Origin of the sequence: uncultured Campylobacter sp. (genome assembly GCF_938045775.1) — a bacterium.
GTDB lineage: Bacteria > Campylobacterota > Campylobacteria > Campylobacterales > Campylobacteraceae > Campylobacter_B.
In genome coordinates, this window is the sequence record NZ_CALIBH010000194.1 from 1 (window position 1) to 16,980 (window position 16,980).

Sequence of the window (16,980 nt, forward strand, 5' to 3'; positions counted from 1 at the left end):
CTAAAATTTTCTCTATGTCGATATTTTCGAGCTCGTCTAAGCTCAAGCTTTCTTGCTTTAGCCGCAGCTCGTTCATCGCATCCTCGAAAAACGCGCTATCCAGCCCGCTAAGACTTAGCGCTTCGATGACGCTGCGCTCCAGCTCAAAAACACCCTGCGCCCTAGCCCAAAGCTCCTCGATCTTATCTTTTTTACTAAGCTTTTTTTTGATCTGCAAAAGCTCCTCATATTCACCGATTTTAGGCGATACGCGCTCGATTTTTTCAATCTCGAAGCGAGCGAATTCCTTTAACTCCTCGATCTTGCGCTCTTGATCTAAAATTTCATCCAGCTGCTTTTTTGTTCGGCTAAATTCCACAAAAGCGCTTTGAAGCTCCGATAGGCTTTGAGCGTGCGCCGCATCTTTTTTCGCGGCGATAAAATCAAGTAATTTTAGCAAGCTGCCGCTACTCATTTCGCCGGCGTTTTTCGCGCCTAAAAATTTCACGTATTCGCCGGCGATCGTGCTTAGATTTTTTTTTGAGACCGATTGGGAATTTATAAAGTATCGCAAGCTACGCTCTTTTAGGACGCGAAAAATATTTGGCGTATCGTTTATCAAGCCGAAATTTCCCATATCAAATTGATGCTCTACGTCCGCTTCTATGAGCTCAGCCTCGCATTCGTTAAGACCGAACACCGCTAAAATCGCGCCTATTAATACCGATTTACCCGCGCCGCTGATACCTGTAAATACGCTAAGTCCCGGGCCAAAACTAAGCTCGCTCTCGCAAAAACCCAGATTATTTTTAATATAAATTCTTTCTAGCATCCGCCGTGCCCCCATCTGAGTTTGGCTTTTAAAACGTCGAAATAATCGTAGCTTCTGCGTTTTATTAAATTTGCCTTTGCGTGTGAAATTTTAACGCTCACGCTGTGAAATTCCGCCATATCAAAAACGTCTTGTCCGTCGATGACGACGCTAACTTCGGAGCTTCCGGCGTTTTTGAAGCTCGCGAGATATTCTTTTGGCAGGATCAAAGGCCGCTGCGTCAGGCTGTGCGAGCAGATCGGCGTGACGCAAAACACGTCGCACAGCGGATAGACGATAGATCCGTTCGCGCTCATATTATACGCGGTCGAGCCCACGGCGGAGCTTACGATCACACCGTCGCCGTAGTAAGTATTGAAATATTTTCTATTTAAAAACGCGTCGATCTTCGCCATCGAAGAGATGTGGCTGCGGGTGATTACGACGTCGTTAAATGCGGTCTTGCGGACGATTTTACCGCTGCCGTTTTCGAGTATCACTTCGAGTAAAAACGGGCGCTCGATCTCGTATTCGCCGCGTAAAAATTCCTTTAAAAATTTTGCAAATTCGCTCGGCTGCACGTCCGTTAAAAAGCCCAAGGTACCCGCGTTGATACCCAAAATAAAAGCGTTTTTGTCGCTTAGCAGCCTCGCAAGCCCGATGAGCGTGCCATCTCCGCCGAGGCTAATTAAAAAATTGGTCTTTTTTAAAATTTCTGCAAGCGTATGCGGCTTAAGGCTGAAAAATTCCGCTCCGTCCTCTTCAAGCAAAAGCTCAATACCTTGCGCTTTTAAAATTTCGCAAATTTGCTCCACGACAGGGCGAATCTCTTCTGATTTTTTGGCTATTAGCCCCGCGAATTTAAGGTTTTTATGAATTTTGTTTTCCATAGTTTTATTTTATAAAAAATTAGCTTTGTAAAAGCAAAATTTAACTATACTTGCGTTTTACAAATAATTTTAAAGGAGTAAATTTGCGAAGTCATTATTGCGCCGATTTGAGTAAAAACGATATCGGCAAAAGTGTAACCGTGTGCGGATGGGTAAATTCTTACCGCGACCACGGCGGCGTTATTTTTATAGATTTACGCGACCGAAGCGGGCTTTTACAGCTAGTCTGTGATCCCAAAGATAGCAGCTCGGCATACGAGGTAGCAAATACCGTGCGAAACGAATTCGTCCTAAAAGCCGTCGGCAAGATCCGTGCTCGTGGCGAAGGGCTGGAAAATCCAAATTTAAAAACGGGCGATATCGAAGTCGTGGTAGAAAGCTTAGAGATCGAAAATCCGAGCAAGCCGCTTCCTTTCGTAATCGGCGATAAAAGCGTCAATGAAGAAACGAAGCTGAAATACCGCTTTTTGGATCTACGCGCCGATGGAAGCTTCGATAAATTTAAGATGCGTTCCAAGGCTGCGATCGCCGCACGAAACGCGCTCGATAGGCTCGGCTTTGTAGAGGTCGAAACGCCGATCTTAACGCGCGCGACGCCTGAAGGCGCTAGAGATTATCTGGTGCCTAGCCGCGTCTATCCGGGCAGCTTTTACGCACTTCCGCAAAGTCCGCAGCTTTTTAAACAGCTTTTGATGTGCTCGGGCTTTGATAAATACTTCCAGATCGCGCGTTGCTTCCGCGATGAGGACCTGCGCGCCGACCGCCAGCCGGAATTTACGCAGATCGATATTGAGATGAGCTTCAATACCCAATATGACGTAATGCGCGTAGCCGAGGAGGTTTTAAAGGATATTTTCAAATCCTGCGGTCGCGAGATCGTCACCCCTTTTAGACATATGGAGTATAAGGACGCGATGGAGCTTTACGGCAGCGACAAACCCGATCTGCGCTACGATATGCCTTTCATCGACGTAGCCGATATTTTTGAAAAATCGAGCAATGAAATTTTTTCAAATTTAGCCAAAGACCGCAAAGCTAACCGCGTAAAAGCGCTCAAAGTCGAGGGCGGCGATCTGAAATTTAGCAAACGCCAGATGCAAGGCTTTGAAGAATACGTTAAAAAATTCGGCGCGCAAGGCCTTGCGTTTATCCAAGTAAAAGAGGACGGGCTAAAGGGGCCGCTGGTAAAATTCTTTGAAAAAAGCGAGCTTGATGAGCTCATCAAGCGCTGCGAGCTTAAAGTCGGCGACGTCGTGTTTTTCGGCGCGGGCAAAAAGAAAATCGTGCTTGATTATATGGGTAGATTTAGAATTTTCCTTGCAAACGAGCTTGGTCTCATAGATCCGAACAGGCTTGAGTTTTTGTGGGTCGTAAATTTTCCTATGTTTGAGCAAAACGACGACGGCAGCTACTCCGCGATGCACCATCCTTTTACGATGCCGAATAATCCCGACGAGCCCGATTTAGAGGATATTACCTCGATTGCCTACGACGTCGTGCTAAACGGCATCGAGCTTGGCGGCGGCAGCATCAGGATCCATAAAGCGGACATTCAAGAAAAGGTCTTTAGGCTGCTTAAGATCGAGCCTGCGGAGCAGAGAGAGAAATTCGGCTTCCTTCTCGATGCGCTAAGCTTCGGCGCGCCTCCGCACGGAGGTATCGCGATCGGCTTTGATAGGCTGATGATGCTGGTTACCGGCTCAAGCAGTATCCGCGAGGTCATCGCGTTTCCTAAAACGCAGCGCGCGCAGTGTCCGCTCACCAAAGCCCCTAGCGTCGTTACAGACGAGCAGCTTCGCGAGCTAGGTCTTAGGCTTCATAAGAAGGAGCAAAAATGAAAAGCCTTTTTCTAATCATTGGCGCTCCTGGCAGCGGCAAAACGACCGATGCGAGTATGATCGCTCAGATGAATCAAAGCATCGAGCACTACTCCACGGGCGATCTGCTACGCGCCGAGGTAGCAAGCGGCAGCGCTCTGGGCAGGCAGATAGATGGCTTCATTTCTAAAGGCAATCTCGTGCCGCTTGATATCGTCGTAAATGCTATCGTTAGCGCGATTAAAAGCTCACCTAAAGACTTCATCATCATCGACGGCTATCCAAGAAGCGTCGAGCAGATGAATAAGCTAGACGAGGTACTGCGAGGCGACGATGATGTAAATCTTAGCGCAGTCATCGAGGTGTGCGTCAGCGAGGAGGTCGCCGAGCAGCGCGTTTTGGGGCGCGCTCGCGGGGCGGACGATAACAAGGAAGTCTTTAAAAACCGCATGGCGGTATTTTCAGAGCCGATCGAGGATATCCGTAAATTTTACGGCGACGCGGGCGTATTTTACAGCGTAAACGGCGAGCGCACGGTCGAGGAGATCGTAGCGGACATAAACGCTATAATCGCCGCGCAGATCGAAAAATTAGGCTAGCGCGCTTGGGGCGGCTTAAATTTTAAGCGCCTTTGGCTTCTTTTTCATAGCGCAAGCGGCGCAAATCGCGCTTAAATTTAATGCGTCTTTAGCACGAGCGTGCCTTTAAATTTATAGCTCGCCGTCGCGCTAGATAGCCAAATTTTAAGCGTAAATTTAAAAGCTCGCGCCGCAAATTTAATGCAAGCGTTAAATATGAGCGGGGTTTTTAAATTTAATAAAATTTCGAATCTGTTTGCAAACGCAGAGATTAAAATTTTAAGGATAGATATGGTTAGAAAATTTTTAATTAATATGGCTTTGTGCGCGGCTGCATTCGCCGCGGGCGGGTTTGTCCCAAGCGGTGCGACGGCGCAAAATCAGCCGTCAAGCGTCAAAGAAGCGCTTACATTAAGAGATGATTCTTCTGTCGTAATCGACGGCAAGATAAAATCTCAACTCAGACGCGAACATTATAGATTTGTAGATCAAAACGGCGATAGCATCGAGGTTGAGATCGATGATGACGTTTGGCGCGGCGTGAGCGTGGATGAAAATACGCTTATGCGAATTAGCGGCGAGATCGACAAAGATTTTGCAAAAACGACGATAGACGTAAAAAATATCAAAATTTTAAATTCTAAATAAAGGAAAACTATGGATCTTTCAAAGATAAAAGTGGGTTCAAACCCCGATAAAATCAACGCAGTGATCGAGATCCCTTACGGCTCGAACATCAAATACGAGATCGACAAAGCAAGCGGTGCGCTATGCGTAGATCGCGTGCTCTACGGCGCGATGTTTTATCCCGCAAACTACGGCTTCGTGCCCAATACCTTGGCAGACGACGGCGATCCTGCGGATGTTTTGGTGCTAAACGAATACCCGCTTGCCGCCGGTAGCGTGATCCCGTGCCGTCTAATCGGCGTTTTAATGATGGAGGACGAAAGCGGCATGGACGAGAAGCTGCTTGCCGTGCCGGTTAGCAAGATCGATCCGCGATTTGAGGGCATTAAAGCTATCTCCGATCTGCCTAAAGCGACGCTGGATAAGATCAAAAATTTCTTCGAAACCTACAAGCTTTTAGAGCCGAATAAATGGGTCAAAGTGAAGGATTTCGCAAGCGCCGCCGAGGCAGAGAAAATCCTTGACAAAGCGATTAAGGCTTATAAATAAAATTTACAAGCATCCTTTGATTCGGAATTTCGCTCTGTCTTTAAGGCGTTGCGCGAAATTCCAAAATTTTAAAATTTGATGGAATTTGCGAAGCGCAGAGCGATGTGAGGATTTTTAAATCAAGCTTGCAAAGCGCTCGCTTAAATTTTATAAATATCGCGCAGCAGATACTAAGAATTTTAAATTTTAAAAAGGCAGCTCAAATGAAAAAGATTTATATCGCGCTATTTATAGCAGTTGCTTTTTCGCTCTGCATACAATCAATCTCCGGTTTTAAAGGCATTAAAATTAGTATGTCAAACGATGCGCAGGGCATCCGCCTGAAGTTTAGCCCAAAGCTGAGCGAAGATCAAAATACGCAAATGCAAAACTTGGCGGATTTCTTACGCTTTAGCGATAAGGGGCGAGAGAATTACTATGGTATAAGCTTCTTTAGCGATATCGCTACGACATGGGATTTGTATGAAAAGCTTGCGGACATTGATGAGCTAGACTTCGGCAGAAACGCGAATTTTATGACCGTTTCGCCGATTAGAGTGGATGAGGTTACGCAGGTTCCGCCCGAGATTTGCTTGCTTTCAAATTTAAAAAAGCTTGATTTGCAAGGCACAAGAGTTTCAGATCTACCCTCTTGCGTGCAAAATTTACAAAAGCTTGAGTATTTAGGTTTACGCGCTACCGAATTTACGGAGATTAGTGAAAATATCTCTAAAATTCCGAATCTTAAGACGCTGATTTTGGATCGTTGCCCCGTAAAAGAGTTGAGCGCGAATGTAGCGAATTTAAAGAATTTAGAATATCTTGAGCTGGATGAAACGCATATTTCGCAATTGCCGCCGCAGATTGCAGGGATGAGCAAGCTACGAGAGCTCCACTGTTACAGTTGTAAATTTTTGCATACTTTGCCTGCGCATCTGGCGGAGCTGAAAAAACTGGAAATTTTAGATCTTACGAGCACGCATATAGAGGCGCTACCCGATGAGATTTCGCAAATGCCGAGTCTAAAGGAACTAAGCGAAGATTTTACCTCTCCACCTGAAAACATCGTAAATTTACCCAATCTTGAGGAGTGGGGTCATATGGACGAGCAGAGATTGCGGCTCGCCGTGAAAATCCCGTCGCTCAAAAGGCTTCATATAGGTTCAAATATCAAAACGATCCCGTCTGAGTTAGGGGATTTGCATAATCTGCAGGAGCTTGATATTTGGTCTGAAAATATACAAGAAATTCCTGAAAGTATCGGCGCATTAAAAAGCTTAAAAAAGCTTGATATTAGCGGATATAAGCAAGAGAGTCTGCCTGAGAGCATCGGCATGCTTGATGCTTTGGAAGAGCTGAAAATTAACAACCAGTCCATTACTAAAATTCCTGGTAGTATCGGAAACCTACATAATTTAAAGGAGCTTTACATCCGTGGTAAAAATATTACGCAGCTTCCGGAAAGCATAGGAAACTTAAAAAATTTAGAAGTTCTAGGCCTATCCGAGACCTCGATCAAAAAATTACCGCAGAGTATAAACGATATGACGAGTCTTAAATACATTGATCTTCGCGATACCGACTTAGAGGAGCTTAACGTCGATTTTATCCGCCTTAGTAAACTTTACGGCATTAATTTATATGGCGTTAAGCTTAAAAAGAAGCCCGTAGTTCCTAAGATAGAGGGAAGGCATATTGGCATTAGAGGATATGAGGATTAAATTTAAAACGAAGCGATGATTTGTCCGGCGCCGACATATACTGCGGCGGGATTTTAAGCAAATAATACAAGGAGATAAATCGCGCAAAAGATCGCTAGCCGGATCAGCCCTGCGCGCTAACGACGGCGAGACTTAGCGAGCTTTAAAGCCTCCTGCGGGCGCCGCAAATTTAAAAACCTCGTGCGCCGCGCGAAAATAGAACAATTTATCTGTGTGGGCTCTTCCTTAAATTTAGCGAGCTTCGGAGCAAAATTTGAAGTTAAAATTTTTAAAGGACCACTGCGTTTATAAGATTTGTCGTTACAAGCGGGCGAGATAGAGCGAAGAGAAATAGATTACGCACATTGCCGCAAAAAGGCTGTCTTCGCTTGGAAGCGAGATGATCCGCTTGCAGATTCACGGCATTAAAATTCCCCTGCGATTTGTGTAGTGTGGGGCTGTGCGCTTGCGAAATTTTTAGCACATACGGATGCTATGTTTTCCGGCTCGGTAAATTTACACGGGCAAAAAATTCGATCTCGAAGCGACGGAAAGATCACAAACATTATTGCAAAATTACAAAGCTGATGTCATCACGGACAGGAGCCTTTGGTCTGCCGTACTACGTAAAAATTTAAAATTTACACGCTACATAAAATTCGGAAATCTAAATGATGCCAAATGATTTACTATCGCCATCTTTTTAAATTTAGTAATAAATCTATAAATTTTGATTCCAAAGGCTTTTGTTTTAATAAGACGTCAAACACTTGATTAAATTTTTAAAACTGAAACTCCCATGTGAGTTTATAGTTCCTACCCGGCGAGTAAAAACGGTTGATACCAAGCCCTGTTTCTTGATCTATTAGATTGCTAGTTCCAAAAGGTCTTATTGATCTGGCACTTTCCCAAGTGATATATTTGCGATCGGTTATATTATATGCGCCTGCACGAAGAGTTAGATATTTGATCGGCTTTACATATGTTACGAAGTCTATCGTCGTATATCCGCCGCTTCTCCATTCCACTTCGCTATTGCTTACAGGTTTGCCGTTTACGATTTTGCCGCTTCGCGCTTGCTCATACCAATACATATTATAGGTGTCGTCTCCTTTTTTTGCAGCTACCGCAGTTACAAATAGATCTGCGCCGAATTTATCGCCTGGGCTTTGGTAGCTTACGCTATAAACCGCCGTTCTAGGCTGGATCGCATTCATCGGAGTATCTCTTTTACCGTTGCCGATATCCATTCGTCCTTTTTGAACGGTGAGCTTATATCCGATGCTAAATCCCTGTAGCGGCTCCCAAATTTGATCTAAAAAGAGCTTTGAATCAATCTCGAAACCTCTTACTCTCGCTTTGGGGCGATTTACGTTTTGATATACGGAGGTGGGCATTGTACTTCCGCCGTTTCCGTAAGGAAGCTGGAATTCCCCCTTGTATTGTAAATCTATAAAATTCCTATAATCCGTTTGGAATAAATTCAATGTAACGAAGCTTGGCGAATTATGAAGCGTAAAGGCAATCTCTTTAGTCTTTGCCGTTTCTTTTTTCAAATCCAAATTCGGATATATCGAAAAATCAGGGTGCTGGAAAGTGAAGTAAATTTCATCCGAAGTAGGCGCCCTAAATCCGTTTGCGTATTTAAGCTGAAGCCTGAAAAAATCAAGTGGATCGATGCTTGTAGATAAAGAATATGAATTTGCCGAATATTTTCTCTTCTGAGAAGCTAAATATACGGCATTGGCTTCTGCATTTGCATTCTTATGCGCCTTTATCTCATCACTAGACGGCGTACCGGGAAGCGGAGTATAAGGAACAAACATTCCGATAAATAGATCAGTTGGAATTTTTGGCGTAACGCCTGGGGTATATGATGGATTGTGTTTAACTTTATCATACCTATAATTAAGATCAAAGGCTAAAACATCGTTTATACGAAAGTCATCTCCTACATAAAGCGCTCCGGTTTTGGTCTCAACCGGAATAAGGAAGCTAAAAGGATCATCTTCGTGACCGCAAGCGTTATTATAGGCAGAGGCATTGGTATATGATTGGCATTTATCTGGATACCAAGTGCCTAATATGGGAAACTTAGGATTAGTATTTCTAACTCCAGTAAAATATTTAGCCCACCATTGTTTATTTTGAGGAGAATAACCCGCCCTATTTACCATACTTTTATCGCTTTTACTATAAAGCCCTCCGTAACTTAAAGAGTGTTCTGTGCTTTTTATATGAAAGTCTTTTGTAAGGTCAAGATTAAACTGCTTAGTATCGGTATTTAAATCTCTATCCTTCCAGTTGTTTTCTACGTATCCGTTTTGGCTAGGTAAAAGTATCTCATCCGAACCAACCGGTGATAATTTGCCGTAATTGCCTTTACTATAAGGCGTAGTTACTTTATTTATTGAATATGTTTTATATGTACCGCTATTCGTATCAAAAAGAGTCATACCTTTAGAGCAATCATATTCATCACAATTGACATAGGCATCGTCATTAGGTTTATAACTGCTATATGCATTCATATCTAATATATGGGATTCGTTTTTTGGATTATCCGGATCTGAAAAATCAAACTGACTATCTACTAACGTAGGCATAAATCCCCACTTTAGCCATGTCTTTACTTCCCCTCCATATTTATCTACCATTTTTCCGTCTTTGTTTATATGAAGACCGGACGGATTTGAATTTCCCGCGCAATTATCGCCCTCGCAATACTCATCCGTTCTCGCTTTTAACTTAATATGTTGCTTGTTATAGCTAAATTTCAAGCTATCCCATAAAGGCGTTTCATCAAAATTTTCATAAGAAAATGAGTAGTTTTTTCTTTCGCTTCTATCGTTGGTATGTCGTATATCGTTAGTCAAGGCTCCCCAAGGAGTTTGCGTATTATAAAGAGCAAATTGATTCGACCAGTCTATTCCCTCTGATTTTATATTAGACTTATCGTATCCTAGGCTAAATCTATCGGTATCGGTGGGTTGAAAACCAAATTTGACAAGGGTGCTTTTTTTGTAAATTCTATAGGGATCAGGTTTTTCTCTAACTTTTCTTATAACAGTAGGATCATATTTTTTATATCCCCAGTTTTTTAGTTCATGTCCTTCTCTATCGGTGTGAATAGCCAAGAGATCAAACCACTTAAACCGAACTGCAGCTGCGTGGCTTTGCCAGTTTTGTCTATCTGCGCTTTGATACCCGCGCTTAAATCCGTAATACCAATCCTTCTCCGTTAGATAATCTCTCGCATCCTTTGTCTCAAACGCTACTGAGCCACCTAGCGCGCCCGAGCCTCTTTTTACCGAATCTGCACCTTTAGTGATATTTACCTGTTTTACGTTTTCAACCTCAACGCCGTTTCTAGTGTTATTAAAGTTTCCATATCCTTCAAATAGATCTTTAAAACCTTGCGAGCTTAGTGTTTCTGCCTGGCGAAGTCCGTCTATACTGATATCGACGCGATTTTCATCCACGCCGCGGATCGAATAACCACTAGCACCGAATCTTCCGCTTTCGACAACTGAAACGCCGGTTTCGTGACGAACCATATCTCTGCTATCGCTAACTTGCTCTTTGGCGAGTTGCTTGGCGCTCTTTTTAGTTTCGCCGACTTTTTTGGTAAGCGGGTCGCTTTCTACGTTTCCCGTAACATTGATCTGCCCTAAATTTTGGGAGCCACCTTCGCTATCGTCCTGTGCAGCTAAAGTGGCCGCGCATAAACAAAGCGCTCCCGCCGCTGCAATAGAAAACCTAAATAAGCTCATTTTGATCCTTTTATAATACTATTTCTCATAGGCGTTATTAAAAAGAGCAGTATATTAGTGAAAAATTCTTTAAATTTAAATTAAAAAGAATTTATTTATCATTTGTAATTTCGGAACTTAATTAAATTTAAAGAATTCCCAGGTTTACGCCTTTATCTCTTAAATTTACATTTTTAAAATTACAAATTTTTACTTTAAATTTGAAAGTATTTTTATTAAATGCATGCGATGAGACAGCGAGTAAATTTTAAGATTTTAACTTGAGAAATTTTAAAATTTTATCATAAGTAAGCGGAATTTTATCTACGCGTAGCCTTGTTTGTGCGCAAGCATGCAAGCTTCATGGATTAAGGCGCGCTCGGTGTGATGCCATGCTTATCATCGATGAGTTCTGCTTCGTTTAATTGCTTGTATTCGTCGCAGCCGATCTGCTCTGCTAAATCGCATGCTTTTCCGTAAAATTCTTTTGCTAAGGATCTATCTTGTTTAATGCGCCATCCATTTTTGTATAAATCCCCGAGATAACTACACGAGTCTGCATCCCCGCTCTCGCAAGTATTTTTAAGCAAATTTAGCCCGCTTTGATATAGGCTTTCTGTTTTTTGGTAATTACCTGCTTTGTATAAGTCTCCCAGAGTCAAGCACGCCGCCGCCCTGCCGCCATCACAAGCCTTCTGGTATAAATCCGCAGCCTTTTTGAAATCCTTCTCTACGCCCTTGCCGTCTATATATAGATCCGCTAGGCGCTGGCACTCATATAAGTCGCCTTCATCGCATTTCTTTTGATTTATTTGAGCTTTCTTTTGGTACAAAACAGCCGCTTTTTTATATAGGCTCTCCGCCTTTTGCAAATCCTGTCTGACCTTGTCGCCGTTTTTATATAAATATGCAAGGTTATTGCACATATCTGCATCACCGTTATCGCAAATCATTTGACGCAAAACCATAGCCTTGTGCTTGTCTCTTGGGACGTCGATACCGGATTCGTATGAAATTACAAGCAAATTGCACGAAAACATATTACCGCCGTCGCAAGCCTTTTGATGCAGGCTCGCCGCCTTTTGATAGTCTTGTCTAACGCCATAGCCTTCGAAGTATAGTCCTGCAAGCTCATAGCAGCCGGTCATATCCCCGCCGTCGCAAGTTTTTTTATAAACCTCCGCTGCCTTTTGATAACTCTGCATGGTATTGATGCCGAATTTATATAAATCCCCGAGCCTATAGCAACTTCGCGTATCTCCGCCGTCGCAGCTGCGCTGCCACATTTTTATCGCTTTAGGATAATCGCCGTCCTCATAGAGCTTATCCGCGTCTTCAAAGACTCCGCCCATACAAAACATAGCTATAACGGCTAGATAAAGATATCTTTTCATTTAATCCCTTTGAAATTTATGTAAATCTACTCGCGCATTCACGGCAAAAATTTTGTATTTAGCATTTATAAGCTCGGCTTGCGCGCGGGCTTAATGCCAAGCGGTCTAGCGCGCAAATCCGGCGCGCACTTAACTCTCTTTCAAAAGCTTAGTTAGCGCCGTGCCGCTTTCGTCATGCTTGCGGATATTTTTATAAATTTTATTGAAATAAATTTCTAAAAATTCCTGATCGTCGATTTTCTCTTCGCCCTTTTTCGGCTCGATCTTTCGGTACTCGCCGCTGCTTTGCAGCTCGAATGCAAGCTCGTTATCGCTTAGCTGAAGTTTTAAAATTTCTTTGAGCTTGTTTTGCAGATTTTCGTTGTAGATTGGGCTCATCAGCTCCAGCCTGCGCTCCAAATTTCGCGGCATCCAATCCGCGCTCGCGATGTATAGGCTGGGCTGCGCGTGCGCGAAGTAAAAAATTCTAGCGTGCTCTAGGTATTTGCCGACGATCGAGATCACGCGGATGTTTTCGCTAACGCCCTTAAGCGCCGGGCGCAAGCAGCAGATGCCGCGCACGATGAGATCGATCTTCACGCCCGCCGCACTTGCTTTATACAGCGCCTTGATCATATCGCCGTCGACAAGAGCGTTCATCTTAGCGATGATCCTGCCGGCAGAGCCTTTTTTCTCCTCGTTTTTTATCATCGCTAAGAGCCGCTCTTTGATCTGCATCGGCGACATAGAGAGGTTGTCGAGCTTGCGGTTTTTGTTGTAGCCCGAGAGGATGTGGAAGAAATTCGTCGTGTCCTTATCGAAGCGGTCGCCACAAGTAAAAAAGCTCACGTCGGTGTAAATTTTAGCGCTCGAGCCGTTGTAGTTGCCCGTGCCTAAGTGGATATAAAATTTTAGCTTGCCGTCCTCTTTTTTGATGATCTGAGTTACCTTGGCGTGGACTTTAAAGCCCGTGATGCCGTAGATTACGTGCGCGCCGGCGTCTTCAAGCGCCTTCGCCCAGTGCAGGTTGTTTTCTTCATCAAACCTCGCCTTAAGCTCGACCATCACCGTTACCTGCTTGCCATCGCTTGCAGCCTCAATCAGGCTCTGAACGATCGGGGAGTTTTTCTCCACGCGATACAGCGTCATACGGATCGAGATGACCTTTGGATCTTTTGCGGCTTCTTTGATGAGCTTTTGGACAGGATCGAAGCTCTCGTAAGGATGGATCAGCAGGATATCCTCCTTCTCCATCGCGCTCATAACAGAGGTGTTTTCGTTAAAGGGGAGCAGCGTCTTTGGCAGATACTGAGGATGGGCTAGAAAGGAAAAATCCTTATTAGAAGCGATCTCCCAAAGCCCGTCCAGTGTAAGCGGCACGGCGCATTCATATATATCTTTGTAAAAAATTTTAAGATGAGAATTTAGAAATTCTAAAAGCTCGGCATCGGCGTCCTTTTCGATCTGAAGCCGCACAAAAGCCCCTTTGCGGCGCAGTTTAAGCCCCGCTTCTAAAATCATCATAAAATCGTCCGCTTCCTCCTCCTCGATTACGATGTCGGCGTTTCGCGTGACGCGGAAAGCTGCGGAGCTGATGAGCTTGTAGCCGGGGAAAATCTCTTCCGCATGGCGTTTTACGATGGTGCCGATCGGCACGTAGGTGTTTTGCGCGACCTGCACGAAGCGCGGGATCACGCGCGGAATTCTAATCATCCCGAAATGCACCGACTCGGGCGCGCCCTCATCGCAGAGCTTGACCGCAAGGGAGAAGCTGAGATTGTTTAGATGCGGGAACGGATGGGTCGCATCGACTGCGATCGGGACGATGACGGGCATTATCTGCGAGAAAAAAAACTCGTCCGCCGCCGGCTTTAGCTCGGGCTGCAGCTCGTCGTAGCTTTTGATAAAAAGCCCGTTTTTGCAAAGCTCCTTTTGGATTCCGAAATACTGCTGCTCAAGCTCGGTTTGTTCGTTTCTTAGATAGGAGCGGATCGCGCGTAGCTGCTCAAGAGGCGTCATCTCGTCATCGCCGCTGGTTATAACGCCGGCTGTGAAAAGCTGCTTTAAGCCCGCCACGCGGATCATATAAAATTCGTCTAAATTCGTGCTGTAAATCGCTAGAAATTTTAATTTTTCAATTAGCGGGATATCCTTTTTGCATTGTTCCAGCACGCGGGTATTGAAGCGTAGCCAGCTTAGTTCACGGTTTATGAAATTATTTTGTGTTTGCATAAAAACTCCTTTTTGAATATTAATTCTAAGATTATAGCCCAATTAAGATTAAATTTTAAAGCCCAAATTTTAAGAGCTTGCAAGTGGGGCAATTTAGTATTTAAAATTCTGCCCTAATTCCCTATTTTTCCTAAATCCTTGCACATTTGCGCGTCGCCGTCTTTGCAGCCCAGCTTTAAATACCGCCTCAAATATAAAATTTGCTCCTCCTCCTCCTCGCTCATATCGAGTACCCATTTGCACGCCTCCTTTATATTACCCCTGTCGCAAGCCTTCTTGCAAAAATTTTTGCCTTTATTTTTATCTACTTTAGCCCACAACAGCAGTCCGTAAGCATAGCACGAAGGGTAATGCTCTCCGTTGCAGCCGATTTCATAAAATTTCATAACCTCGTTTATATCTTTGTCCTCTTTGTTTAACGATGTGGCAAAGTGCCCGCATCCTGCGGGATTTCCTGCATCGCAGGATTTTTTAAAATACTCTTTTGCCGCAAGCTCATCCTTTTTTACGCCCTCGCCGTAAAAATATAAAAGCCCGTAATCGTCGCAAAATTTCGCGTCTAGCTCGCAAGCTCTTTCGTAATATGTCTTGATTTTCGCGTGTTTTTCGTCCAAAGAAGTAAGCGAATACGCTTGTCCCATAAAAATGCAGCCTTTGGCATATCCCAAACTGCATGATTTTTCAAAAAATTCCAATGCCAAACCATCGTTTTTTCGTGCGCAAGATCTATTATTTAGAATTAAAGCCGCCAAATAGCATGCTTCGCCGTCGCCGCTACTGCATTTCTTAAAATTTAAATCGTAAGTATCGCATGCAGGCACCCCTAGAGAATAAATTTCGCTTACGCTCTCAGCCTTTAAAAACAGAACCGACGCGAGTATAAAAAATAGCGCTTTCATGTTCGCTCCTACATACGATATAAATTTAAATCAGAAAGCGACGTAAATTTTATCTCTTTGCTAGCGGCTGCACTTTGATTACGCTCTGCCGCGGTTTGCGTTATTAAAGGCGCCAAAATTGCGGGATAAAATTCTTTCATTATCGCTCTTTGCCCTTCTTTGGATTTGCCATCTTTTACTCCTTGGTTGAATTTGCGTCGTATTTATCGCTTATTTCCCAAAAGGCTTTTTTCGCACACTTTACGGGATCGTGCTCCTCCTGATCTCGTAAGCAGTTTTCTAAAGCCGTCTTTAGCGCACAAGACTTTAGTTTAAATATTCTTTCTTCTTCCAAGCGCTCTGAATATTTTTCGCAAGCTATAGCGTAATTATGTGCCGCTCTTTTGACATTGCCTCTTATCGCAATATCATGAATTCCTAGGTTAAAACAAGATGCTGCAATACCTGCCTTGCAAGATTTTTCTAAGGGCACAAAAGCCGCTTCTCGCATACCGAGCTCTAAACCCATAACATAGCCTAAATCATCGCATTTTTCCATATTTCCGTCATCGCATTTTTTAGATAAAATTTCTATTAGTTTGGTGCACGAGCTATATTTGCCTTTTCCTTTGTCGCATTCGTTATAAAGATTTTGTTCCTCTGCCGTAGATTTGGCGGATAATGGACAGGACAATATCATAATCAATAAGAATAAAACGCTAATACTTTTCATTTTAGCTCCTCTGCAGTTCTTTTTAAAAGAGCTTTGCCCTTTATTATCGGATTGCATTCTTTATCTTCTAGGCAGCTCTTTAATTCCTCATTCATTCTACAAAAAGGCTCGCTATCCTTCAGCTTGCTATCGCAGACTTTTTCAAAACTCCTAATCGCTCTTTGTATATTGCCGTTAAATTCTATATCTTCCCAACCTAGCCCTATGCAATATTCGACAAAGTCAGCATCGCACAGCTTAATCAGATATTTCATAGCCTCTTCTTCTCTATATAAAGATTGTAAAAAATCGCTTTGCGTAGCACATGAGTCCATATCGCCGCCGTCGCACTTTTTAGATAAAATTTCAACAAGATTATTGCACGCGCTATATTTTCCCTCGCCGTAATCGCAGGATTTAAAAAGCATCCTTTGCTCTTCGTTATTAAAATCCTCTAACTTTATCAAGCTTGTCAAATGCGATTTTGCTGCAGCGGGGATCATTACAAATGCCGCTATAAACACAAATAACGAAATTTTAAGATAGAATTTTTTCATTAGCACTCCTTATTTTAAGCGGCGATTATATTTAAAAATTTTTAGCTGGCTCTTAAATTTCAAGGGTGCGGCGGCGCGATAAATGCGCCGTAATCCCACCCGCCTGCGCTTAGATCAAATTTTAAAATTTCGCCGCTGTCGCGCAAGCCTCGCGCACGCAAATTCCTCAATCCGCCGCCAAATTTTACTCGCAACCGATTTAAATCGCGCAGGTGCAGCAAAGCGAGCAAAGCAGAATAAAATTTTATAAAATTCCTCGCTCGAGGCGCTGTTTATTGCACACCCGCTGCGCTGCTTATTTTGCACCGCTAATTTTGTTGCCGCCAGTTTCACTACCGCTTCGTACCTACCGAACCACCCATTTTGATGCACGACACCCGCCGCTCACACTTAAATGAAATTTTAAAATTTTGCCGCCCGCTACGCACGAAGGCTACATAATCCGCCGTAAAATTTCGCTCGCAACGGGTCTAAGTTGCGCGGGCATAATACGCCGCCCTACTTCCCGTCTAAATTTAAAATTTCACTCGAAATTTCATCTATCGT

General features: G+C 43.6%; 13 protein-coding genes. 5 read left to right on the plus strand and 8 right to left on the minus strand.

Annotated features, from left to right (window positions below; genetic code table 11):
- Positions 1-811: AAA family ATPase (locus tag Q0238_RS07565; protein ID WP_297944620.1), on the minus strand; the 811-nt coding region annotated here is incomplete at its 3' end.
- Complete coding sequence (locus Q0238_RS07570) at positions 805-1,680, minus strand: NAD(+) kinase (protein WP_297944623.1); 876 nt, start codon at positions 1,678-1,680, stop codon at positions 805-807. The genes Q0238_RS07565 and Q0238_RS07570, both read right to left, overlap by 7 nt.
- An 83-nt stretch (positions 1,681-1,763) precedes the next feature.
- Here Q0238_RS07570 and aspS point away from each other — a divergent pair, with 83 nt between their 5' ends.
- The 5 genes from aspS (at position 1,764) to Q0238_RS07595 (ending at position 6,951) form a co-directional block, all read left to right on the plus strand.
- Complete coding sequence (aspS, locus tag Q0238_RS07575; RefSeq protein WP_297914065.1) at positions 1,764-3,518, plus strand: aspartate--tRNA ligase; 1,755 nt, start codon at positions 1,764-1,766, stop codon at positions 3,516-3,518.
- The gene (locus Q0238_RS07580) at positions 3,515-4,096 is read left to right on the plus strand and encodes an adenylate kinase (RefSeq protein ID WP_297944626.1); all 582 of its coding nucleotides are present in this window, start codon (positions 3,515-3,517) and stop codon (positions 4,094-4,096) included. Before aspS ends, Q0238_RS07580 begins: the two co-directional genes overlap by 4 nt.
- A gap of 195 nt (positions 4,097-4,291) precedes the next feature.
- Positions 4,292-4,723: a NirD/YgiW/YdeI family stress tolerance protein gene (locus tag Q0238_RS07585; RefSeq protein ID WP_297944629.1), complete on the plus strand. Its 432-nt coding sequence runs from the start codon at positions 4,292-4,294 to the stop codon at positions 4,721-4,723.
- 9 nt (positions 4,724-4,732) lie between these two features.
- Positions 4,733-5,251 carry an inorganic diphosphatase gene (gene ppa / locus Q0238_RS07590; protein WP_297944632.1) on the plus strand — a complete coding sequence of 173 codons (519 nt, stop codon included), beginning with the start codon at positions 4,733-4,735 and terminating at the stop codon, positions 5,249-5,251.
- A gap of 203 nt (positions 5,252-5,454) precedes the next feature.
- Positions 5,455-6,951 (plus strand): hypothetical protein, encoded by a 1,497-nt coding sequence (locus tag Q0238_RS07595; RefSeq protein WP_297944635.1) that lies wholly within the window; start codon positions 5,455-5,457, stop codon positions 6,949-6,951.
- 761 nt (positions 6,952-7,712) lie between these two features.
- On the opposite strand, the gene Q0238_RS07600 is transcribed toward Q0238_RS07595, so the two are convergent.
- The 6 genes from Q0238_RS07600 to Q0238_RS07625 all read right to left on the minus strand — a co-directional run bounded on the left by Q0238_RS07600 (position 7,713) and on the right by Q0238_RS07625 (position 16,434).
- Complete coding sequence (locus Q0238_RS07600) at positions 7,713-10,703, minus strand: TonB-dependent hemoglobin/transferrin/lactoferrin family receptor (protein ID WP_297944638.1); 2,991 nt, start codon at positions 10,701-10,703, stop codon at positions 7,713-7,715.
- A 347-nt stretch (positions 10,704-11,050) separates the two neighbouring features.
- Positions 11,051-12,076, minus strand: coding sequence for an SEL1-like repeat protein (locus tag Q0238_RS07605; protein WP_297944641.1), 1,026 nt, complete (start codon positions 12,074-12,076; stop codon positions 11,051-11,053).
- 129 nt (positions 12,077-12,205) lie between these two features.
- Positions 12,206-14,287, minus strand: coding sequence for an RNA degradosome polyphosphate kinase (locus tag Q0238_RS07610; protein WP_297944644.1), 2,082 nt, complete (start codon positions 14,285-14,287; stop codon positions 12,206-12,208).
- 113 nt (positions 14,288-14,400) lie between these two features.
- Entirely contained in the window at positions 14,401-15,186 is a 786-nt protein-coding gene (locus Q0238_RS07615; protein ID WP_297944647.1) for a hypothetical protein, read from the minus strand.
- Positions 15,187-15,361: 175 nt separating this feature from the next.
- Positions 15,362-15,898 (minus strand): hypothetical protein, encoded by a 537-nt coding sequence (locus Q0238_RS07620; RefSeq protein ID WP_297944650.1) that lies wholly within the window; start codon positions 15,896-15,898, stop codon positions 15,362-15,364.
- Positions 15,895-16,434, minus strand: coding sequence for a hypothetical protein (locus Q0238_RS07625; RefSeq protein WP_297944653.1), 540 nt, complete (start codon positions 16,432-16,434; stop codon positions 15,895-15,897). Before Q0238_RS07625 ends, Q0238_RS07620 begins: the two co-directional genes overlap by 4 nt.
- Between the last annotated feature and the right edge of the window lie 546 nt (positions 16,435-16,980).